This is a genomic window from Flavicella sp. (genome assembly GCF_037132785.1).
In the GTDB taxonomy this organism is placed as follows: Bacteria; Bacteroidota; Bacteroidia; order Flavobacteriales; family Flavobacteriaceae; genus Flavicella.
On record NZ_JBAHZZ010000167.1, the window covers coordinates 1 to 9,783 of the forward strand.

The window sequence follows — 9,783 nt, forward strand, 5'->3', positions numbered from 1 at the left end:
AGAGAAAGAACAACGCAGCCCAAAATTATTCAATATTACTTAAGATAGCACTAAATCTATTGAAAAATGAAAAAACCGAAAAACAAGGTGTTGCTGGAAAGAGACTTAAAGCTGGGTGGAATCATGATTACCTTTTAAAAGTGCTAAACATAAAAGTGTGAGTTTGCCCTGAGGTGTTTTAAAACTTATGGATTTAATTGGCTAATAAGTGGTTTTTTAGTCAGTTAGATTATAATCGGTCTTTCTTCTTTTTTACAGGTTTTTTCCTGGGCACTCTATGAGTTAGTGTTTTTAGTTTTTGATAGGGGTATAGAAATGTAGTTGGTAATAATTGTTACAAATACAACCACTGAAATTGAACTTAGAGGCATTAAAATAGCTGCGATAACAGGTGATAACTGACCTGTAGTTGCAAAATATAATCCTACAAGATTATAGAGAAAAGAAAGTGCAAAGCTTGCTTTTATCGTGGTAATCGCTTTTCTCGATATTTTTAAAAACAAAGGGATTTTATAAAGAATACTTGCATCAATAATTGCATCACAGGCGGGGGAAAATACATTTACATTTTCAGAAACAGCAATACCTACATTACTTTGAGCAAGAGCACCAGCGTCATTTAGTCCATCTCCAAACATAAGTATATTGTCTTCAGATCTTTGTTTGCGTTCAATATAGGTTAATTTATCTTCTGGTTTTTGATTAAAGATAAAAGTAGTACTCTTAGGAAATGCAGTTTCTAGGTATTCTTTTTCTCCTTCATTGTCGCCAGATAGCAGGGTGAGCTTATATGTTTTTATAAGGTTTAAAAACATTGGAAATATCCCCTTACGGTATTTATTTTTAAAGATGAATTTCCCACGATATATAGTGTTGATATTAATATGGACAGCTGTTTCGGTTATAGCATCAGCGTTTTCCGCGTCTGTAAAAGAAGCAGAACCAATTTTAATGGTGTTATTCTGAATAACTGCGGTGATTCCTTTTCCTATAGTCTCTTTAAAATTATTGACTTTTTCAGCGGAATTTTGATTATTGAAAGAATCGTATAAAGACCTGCTCAGAGGGTGATTGGAGTTTCTGAGTATTGATTTTACCTGCTGTTTTTCAGTATTTGTCAGTTCTTTTCCTTCGTAGTTTATTTTTTGTTCCTCCGAAGAGGTTATTGTGCCTGTTTTGTCGAAAATTAAAGAATTTATTTTCGACATGTTTTCAATAACATTAACGTTTTTTAAATACAATTTATGTTTTCCGAAAATGCGAATAATATTCCCAAGAGTAAAGGGAGCAGACAGAGCAAGAGCGCAAGGACAAGCGATTATTAAAACGGAGCTAATTACGTTTAAGACGATTGACCTGTCATAGATATACCAATAAGTGCCAGAAACTATTGCGACGGATAAAATTACATAGGTGAAGTATTGACTGATTTGATCTGTGATATTTTTAAAGTGTTCCTGTTTGTCTTTGTTAAAAATTTCATTACTCCAAAGCTGTGTTAAATAGCTTTGGGAAACAGTTTTTATGGCTTCAATTTCTAATGCTCCAGCCATTTGTTTTCCACCTGCATACAGTTTGTCTCCAGAAATCTTCACAACAGGACTGGCTTCACCTGTTACAAAACTATAGTCGATTAAGCCATTTCCATTGATAAGAACTCCATCTATCGGAATGAGTTCTTGGTTTCGAATTAGCAATCGATCTCCTTTTTTAACATCATAAATTTGTATCGATTCTTCTTTGTCGTTATCAATTTTAGTCACCGCAATTGGGAAGTAGGAAGTATAATCTCTTTCAAAAGACAGGAATCTGTATGTTCTTTGTTGAAAAAGTTTTCCCAGTAAAAGGAAGAATACAAGACCTGTCATACTATCAAAATACCCTTGTCCTAAGTTGGTGGAAATTTCAAATGTACTTCTTATAAATAAAACCAAAACCCCTAGAGAAATTGGAACATCGATGTTTAAAATTTTATATTTCAACCCTTTGTAAGCTGATATAAAGTATTCTTGAGCAGAGTAAAAAAGCACAGGTACTGCCATAAAGAACACGATCCATCTAAAGAACGGTTTGTATTGATTTAACCAAAACTCATCTACCTCAAAATATTCAGGAAATGATAAAAACATGATGTTTCCAAATGCGAAACCAGCAACCCCTAATTTATAGATTAATACTTTGTCGGATTTTTTTGATTTTTGATTTTCAGTATTTTCTAGACTTATATATGGTTCGTAACCTATAGAACTGAGTAAGACAACAGTTTCTTTTAAAGAGATTTTGTTTTTATCGAATACTATTCTTACAGTTTTTTCTGGAAAATTGACTTGTGATGATTGTATTTTATGGTTTATTTTATGTAAGTTTTCTAAAACCCAAATACAAGAGCTACAGTGAATATGTGGGATGTTTAAAGTAATAATACTTGTGTTGTCTGCATCAAATTCAAATAATTTGGAAGCAATCGTTTCGTTGTCTAAGTAATCGTATTTCCCTTTAATTTCTTCTGGTATTTTTCCTGGAGATTGTTCAAAATCATAATAGGTGGAAAGTTCGTTTTCATTTAATATTTCAAAAACAGTTTTACAACCATTACAACAAAAATGTTTTTCGTCAAAAACTAAAGAGTTGTTGTCGGTACATTCATTTCCGCAATGGTAACAGTTGTCGATAATATTCATTGTTGTTTTCGTGAAATATAAGGATTAATCTTTGTTTTTTTCGTTTAAAAGATGCTTTCTATTTAGCTAAATGGATTTGTTTAGGATTCATGGGTATGACAAAAGTCATAAGATTCTATCTATAGCTATATGACAATTATCATAATTTATAAGTATATTTGTCAAGAAATTTGTTTGGATATGGGGAATTGTAAACATTGTATAATTAAAGAACTTAACTCATTAAGAACTCTGACTAATGAAGAGTTAAAATGTATTTCAAGCCATAAAAATGAAATGACTTTTAAAAAAGGAGATGTTATTTTTAAGGAAGGAATGATGTTAAATGGAGTTTATTGTATTAGTAAAGGTAAATGTAAATTAACAAAACTGAGTCCGAATGGAAAGGAGCAAATTGTTAAATTTATAAAGACAGGAGATATGCTTGGGTATAGGTCTGTATTGGGAGAAGAACCCGTGAATTTATCTGTTGTTGCCTTAGAAGATATGGATGCTTGTTTTATTCCTAAAAAAGATATTTTTGACTCAATCCAGCATAATAAGGATTTCTCTAAGGATATGTTTAAGGTGGTTTGTAGTGATTTAAAGGAAGCTAACTCTACGATTGCTGATATGGCACAAAAAACGGTTAGAGAACGTTTAGCAGATACTCTTTTGTTTTTAGATGAAACTTTTGGAGAAGATAAAGAAGGAAATATCGATATCAAGTTGTCAAGGGAAGAGATTGCAAATGTAATTGGTACAGCCACAGAGTCTGCTATTAGATTGCTCTCGGATTTAAAAAAAGAAGGGGTTATTTGTCTTATGGGTAAGAAAATTAAAATTGAAAACAAAACTGCTTTAAGAAAAATAGGAAACGGGTTTTAAAAAAAAAATAATTGATTAATAGAAAAGCCTGCTAATTATTAGCAGGCTTTTTTTGTTGTATAAAGGAAACCTTTATTATGCAGAGTTTCTACTTGCATTTGTATTTCCAAAGAGAGATCTTGTAATTATTTTTTCAAATGTTTCTAGCCTTTCTTTATCAGAGACACCTTTTTTATGGATATTTTGAACTTCTTTTAATGCATATTGTTGCATTGTTAATAAAGGTAATACAATTGATTCACGAACAGCAATAGAAGCTTTTCCATCAGGATAATTTTCCATTAACTCTTTGTGTCCTGTTAATTTTAACAATAATCTTTTTGACAGGAGATATTCATCGTGAATAATATTCCAGAATTCACCAAATTCTTCATCTTTTGCCATATACGAAGTCAATTCAAAGAAAGATTTAGTTAATGACATAACACTATTTTCTAACAATGTTTTAAAGAAGTTAGAATTATTGTAGAAGTTTTGAATTTTGTCAAACTCTCCTGCATCTTCATATTTCTTGAAAGCAGTACCCACTCCATAGAAACCAGGCACGTTTTGTTTTAATTGAGCCCAACTTCCTACAAATGGAATTGCTCTTAAATCTTCAAAATTCAATTGAGTAGATTTAGAACGTTTCGATGGTCTAGAGCCAATATTCGCTTTACCATAATATTTTAAAGTACTCATGCGTTCCAAATAAGGAATAAACATTGGGTGTTCTTTGAAATTAACATAAGCCTTATAACTAGTATTTGCTAAATCAATCATAACTTCTCTGTCCTTCTTCTCCATAGCACCATTCTTAGGGTCATTAAAAATAGCATTAGTAATACCTGCTCCTAATAATTGTTCCATGTTATATTGAGAAGAATCTAAGTTACCAAAGTTAGAACTAATTGTCTGTCCTTGTATGGTTATCTGTATTTCTTGGTTTTCAATTTTTGGACCTAATGATGCGTAGAATTTAGAAGTTTTCCCTCCGCCACGAGCAGGAGGTCCTCCACGTCCGTCAAAGAAAATAACTTTGATTCCAAACTCGCGTGAAACTTTAGTTAATTCTTCTTTAGCCTTGTAAATTCCCCAGTTGGCCATTAAATATCCACCATCTTTAGTTCCGTCGGAGAAACCAAGCATAATGTTCTGTTTGTTGTCTCTTTTTTCTATATGAGTACGATATTCAGGGATATTATACAATTGACGCATTACCTCAGGAGCAATCTCTAAATCGTCGATAGTTTCAAATAATGGAGCGATATCAACATTTAATCCGTCTTCAAACCCTGACAAGTTTAACATTGCAAATGTTTCCATTACATTCAATGCAGTTTGATTGTTGCTAATAATATATCTATTAGCCCCTCTTAAACCGTTTTCCTTTTGAATAGTTTTAATAGCCTGCATAGAACTTAAAGTTCTTTGAGCCATTTCTTCATGAATATCTTCTGGGTTTATATATCCTTTTACCTTAGCTAAAACATCAATTTGTTCATTAGCTGTGAGTTCAAGGTAATTTTTCGGGAATATGATATCTCCATTATATTGAAGTTCTTTAATGATATTAGTGAATACGTCATGATGTACACGACTATCTTGGCGAATATCCATTGTCGCAAAATGGTACCCAAAAATTTTCACTTTATTAATAAAGGTATCTACTTCTTCCAAGAACAAACCGTTATACTGATCTTTGATAGTTTTCTTAATGCCTAATAATTTTTCTAACAAAGCTTCTTGAGAAATTCTAATTGGAGCATCCTCAGAAATACAACTATCATACAATCTAGTTTCGATATCACTAATTACATCGTATACTCCTTCAAAAGACAATCTTCTCTTGATTTTACGAGCATCACGAAAATAGTTTTTTAAAATAGATTGACGCAGTTTTCTAGCGACCTTTAAAGTTGTTTCAGTTGTAACAAATGGATTTCCATCTCTATCCCCACATGGCCAAAAGCCTAAATTTATGATTTCGTTGTCAATAGATTTTCCGTCCAAAATATTAGTTTGGATATAATCGTATATTTTACCAATTGAATGATAGAAAACATTTTCTAAATACCAAATCAAACTAATAGCTTCGTCGTAAGGAGAAGGTTTTTTTTGTGTAAAAAATGTTGTTTTTCCTAATTGAGAAAGTAGTTTTTTTATAAAAGGTAAATCACCAGCATTGATAGCTTTTTCTAAATCAGTTAAGATTGTTAATACAGTACCTGGGTAAAATTGAGTTGGGTGAGCCGTTAAAACTAATCTAGTTTTAAAAGTTTCTAAGAATTTCTGTAAATCTTTTTTTACACGCTTAGAAGTAGCTTCTTCTTTAATGTTTCTTAAAGTACCAATTCCGTTCATGTTATTGACATCAGCAAAAGCTGCATCTTCAATAGCATCAAATAATACAACTTGACGTTCAATATATTGAATGAATTTAAAAATAAAACGAATTTGTTCTTCTTCAGTACTATCCGCTTTATATAAGTTGAAAAATCCTTCTACTATTTCAGTAGGTGTTTTCCCTACTTTGAATCCTTCTATACATGACTCATTAAATAATGGAAGTAATGTACCTGTTTTCTCTACTTCGTCAAAAGGTAAAGTCATAAAAACACTATTGTACACTTGGTATTTAGCGAGAACATTATTATTGAATCTTGATAGTTTCGTCTGTTTCAACATGTTTTAATAATTTTGGGAGCAAGATACGAAACCCTGTTTAAAATGTCTTTTTAATTTATAGATTTAAACAAATAGTAATGATAGCCCCTAAAAAAACAACAGTTTTTTAATAAATAAAAAGAGTCTTAAAAAGAATAAATATTTTTGGGAGTGATACAATAATTTAAAGCAATATCAGTGGAGACAGTATCTGAAATGTTTTCAATAGGTTCAAATAAAGAAAGACCTATTTTGATGCAATCTGTTTTTTCTAAAAATCGGTCGTAAAATCCTTTTCCATAACCCACTCGATTTCCAGATGTGTCATATGCCAATAAGGGGATAAATACTACATCAATTTTATTGTGGGGTACTTCAATACCATCTATTGGTTCTGGAATGTTGTATTGGTTTTTTTTTATACGTGTGTTTTCAGTCAGTAAATAATTGATCATTTCTCCTTTTTCGAAGTCCGATTTAGAAACTACAATTTCTTTGTCTTTTGCAAATAGGATGTTTAAAATGTGTTCGGTGTTTATTTCTCGTTGTTCTTGTATGCTCAAGAAAAGATGAAAGTATAAATTGTTTTTCCAAAAACTCTCTGGTTTTAGTTTTAGGAGTTGATTAGCAATAGCAATACTTTGCTCTTCAATTTTATCATTAGAAAGAGCAATGCGTTTGCTTTTAAATTTTCTTCTCGCTTCTGTTTTTAACATAGCTATTTGTTTAGGACAAAATAAAGAAAATCTAAATAAAAAACATCTGATTTAGTAAAATCTATTTTTATAGATGTTGAATTCAGCATCTATTTCTTTATTTAGGCTGAATTACTTAATTTTGTGTTATGTCTGAAGTCTTGAAAATCCAAATTAAAACCTTGCCAAATTCTCCTGGTGTTTATCAATATTATGACAAGGAGGATCAATTGTTATATATAGGTAAGGCGATCGATTTAAAAAAACGAGTATCCTCTTATTTTAATAAAACTCAAGAGAATGGAAAAACCCGGGTTTTAGTATCTAAAATTAGAAGTGTAAAACATATTGTGGTTTCTACAGAGACGGATGCTTTATTACTCGAGAATAATTTAATAAAAAAATACCAGCCCCGTTATAATGTAATGCTAAAGGATGATAAAACCTATCCTTGGATTTGCATTAAAAAAGAAAGGTTTCCACGAGTGTTTTTGACTAGAAAGGTAATTAAAGATGGATCGGAATATTTTGGACCTTATACTTCAGTAAAAACTGCAAGAGCCTTGTTAGATTTGATTCAGGAATTATTTCAATTGCGAAGTTGTAATTTTGATTTAAATGAAGAGAATGTAAATACGGGTAAATACAAAGTTTGTTTGGATTACCATATTGGGAATTGTAAAGGACCCTGCGAAGGATTTCAAGCTGAACAGGATTACAATTCAAATATAAAAGCCATTAGAAATCTCATCAAAGGAAATTTCAAATCTTCTTTGGAAATATTTCAAAAGATTATGATTGGTTTTGCTGAGAAAATGGAGTTTGAAGAGGCTCAGAAGATTAAGAATAAATTAGATTTATTAGTAAATTATCAATCAAAATCTACAGTAGTAAATCCTTCTATCAATAATGTAGATGTTTTTTCTATTATTTCTGATGAGAGTTTTGGATATGTAAATTTCTTTAAAATAGCGAATGGATCTATTATTCAAAGTCATACAACTGAAATAAAAAAGAAATTGGATGAAACGGATAAAGAACTGTTGGAGTTGTCAATTATTGAAATCCGTCAACGATTTAGTTCTGTGTCTAAAGAAATATATGTTCCTTTTGAAGTTGATTTAGGAGAAGACTTAAAAATTACTGTGCCCAAATTAGGTGATAAAAAACGCATTGTAGAATTATCTGAACGAAATGCAAAGTATTATCGACAAGAGCGTTTTAAGCAAATTAAAATTGTAGATCCAGATCGCCATGTAAAAAGGATTATGGCGCAAATGAAAAAAGATCTTAGGTTGAGTAAAGAACCAAGACATATTGAGTGTTTTGATAATTCCAATATTCAAGGTACCAATCCTGTTGCTGCTTGTGTGGTTTTTAGAGATGGAAAACCAAGTAAAAAAGAGTATCGAAATTTCAATATAAAAACAGTTGAAGGTCCTGATGATTTTGCTTCTATGGAAGAGGTGGTGTTTAGAAGATATAAAAGATTGTTAGAGGAAGGAGCTAATCTTCCTCAATTAATTGTGATTGATGGAGGAAAAGGACAGCTGTCTTCTGCATTAAAAAGTTTGGATATATTAGACTTACGCGGAAAAATAGCGATTATAGGAATAGCAAAACGTTTGGAAGAAATTTATTACCCAGGAGATCCAATACCGATGTATTTAGATAAAACTTCTGAAACTTTAAGAATTGTTCAGTTTTTAAGAAATGAGGCACATCGATTCGGTATTATACATCATAGAAACAATAGGAGTAAAGGTGCAATTAAATCTGAATTAGAGCAGATTCCAGGAATTGGTAAACAAACCCTAGAGACCCTTTTACAGTATTATAAATCAGTTAAAAGGGTAAAGGATGCCAGTTTTGATAGTTTGTCTTCCATAATAGGACCGTCTAAGGCAAAAAAAGTACAGGATGGTTTATTGAAAAAATTGTAATTGATATAAATAAGGAATTGTAAAAGAGGTCCTTTTTTTGTTGCTCAAGTGTATTCACAAGAGGTAAATCGGAGTGTTTGTTCTAAAGTCGATTTGGTTTACAATACAGTCTTCCTCGAATACAAACTTAGTAATGTAAAAGGTGATTTGAATAATTTTGTTTGAGATACAAGGATTTGGTCTTCTATTTCTATTGGAATGTTTTTTAGTTCTTTACAAATTAATTTATACCTAATACCCTTTAAATAGTTGAAGCTAGCTAACGGTCTTCTCTGTTCATAAACAGGAATACCTTAACTCCGCAGGTCTACTATTAAAAGAAATGAAAAGTCTTGTAAAACCAGTGTCTACAAGACTTTTCAATTCAATTATTTTCACCAACTTGGGTGAAAACCGTGACAGGTGAAAATTACAACAACTACAGAAAAGATAAGTTCATACGGCGGATTAAATTTTATATCCGAAAATTTCAACACTCTTGAGTTTTCTTCCTTGATTGAGAACCGCGTCTAGGTAAAAGGTCTTTACAGTCTGAATTTAGTTTTTCAGATGTGATAAAAAATCTATGGCTTTTATTTTTATCAGCAGGAGATTGTGCTGAAGATATTGAGGAGCATTTAAAATCCGATTTACTTCAAATCCCCAACTTAAAGGTCTGTTCTGCTGATACTATTGGTCGTGTTTTAAAAAGCTTAGCCCAAGAAAAAGACATTCATATTAGTAATTCAGGCATCGAACACCAATTTAGCACACATAAAAACCTAAACGCATTAAACATAGATATGCTACTAAAAACAAGAGTTTTAGAGCCTAATAAGAGTTGTGATTTCGATTTTGACCATCAATTTATTCCCTGTGAAAAATACGATTCAAAAAAAAGTTATAAAATCAAACGAGGTTATTTCCCTGGAGTTTCTACTATAGGAAAACACATTGTTCATATTGAAAATA

Annotated in this window: 5 protein-coding genes and 2 pseudogenes; 4 read left to right on the plus strand and 3 right to left on the minus strand. The window is 31.2% G+C overall.

Features of this window, described 5'->3' with window-relative positions:
• Window positions 1–161 (plus strand): annotated as a pseudogene (locus V5787_RS10630) (ISAs1 family transposase); the annotation flags it as partial.
• 114 nt (window positions 162–275) lie between these two features.
• On the opposite strand, the gene V5787_RS10635 reads toward V5787_RS10630, so the two are convergent.
• Window positions 276–2,681: a heavy metal translocating P-type ATPase metal-binding domain-containing protein gene (locus tag V5787_RS10635; RefSeq protein WP_336893201.1), complete on the minus strand. Its 2,406-nt coding sequence runs from the start codon at window positions 2,679–2,681 to the stop codon at window positions 276–278.
• A 180-nt stretch (window positions 2,682–2,861) separates the two neighbouring features.
• Here V5787_RS10635 and V5787_RS10640 point away from each other — a divergent pair, with 180 nt between their 5' ends.
• Window positions 2,862–3,548, plus strand: a complete 687-nt coding sequence (locus tag V5787_RS10640) for a Crp/Fnr family transcriptional regulator (protein ID WP_336893202.1) — start codon at window positions 2,862–2,864, stop codon at window positions 3,546–3,548.
• Window positions 3,549–3,623: 75 nt separating this feature from the next.
• On the opposite strand, the gene V5787_RS10645 is transcribed toward V5787_RS10640, so the two are convergent.
• Complete coding sequence (locus V5787_RS10645; protein WP_336893203.1) at window positions 3,624–6,215, minus strand: phosphoenolpyruvate carboxylase; 2,592 nt, start codon at window positions 6,213–6,215, stop codon at window positions 3,624–3,626.
• Between the two features lie 125 nt (window positions 6,216–6,340).
• Entirely contained in the window at window positions 6,341–6,910 is a 570-nt protein-coding gene (locus V5787_RS10650; RefSeq protein WP_336893204.1) for a 5-formyltetrahydrofolate cyclo-ligase, read from the minus strand.
• A 128-nt stretch (window positions 6,911–7,038) separates the two neighbouring features.
• Here V5787_RS10650 and uvrC point away from each other — a divergent pair, with 128 nt between their 5' ends.
• Window positions 7,039–8,832, plus strand: a complete 1,794-nt coding sequence (gene uvrC / locus V5787_RS10655) for an excinuclease ABC subunit UvrC (RefSeq protein ID WP_336893205.1) — start codon at window positions 7,039–7,041, stop codon at window positions 8,830–8,832.
• Between the two features lie 551 nt (window positions 8,833–9,383).
• Window positions 9,384–9,783: pseudogene (locus tag V5787_RS10660) on the plus strand (IS1380 family transposase); the annotation flags it as partial.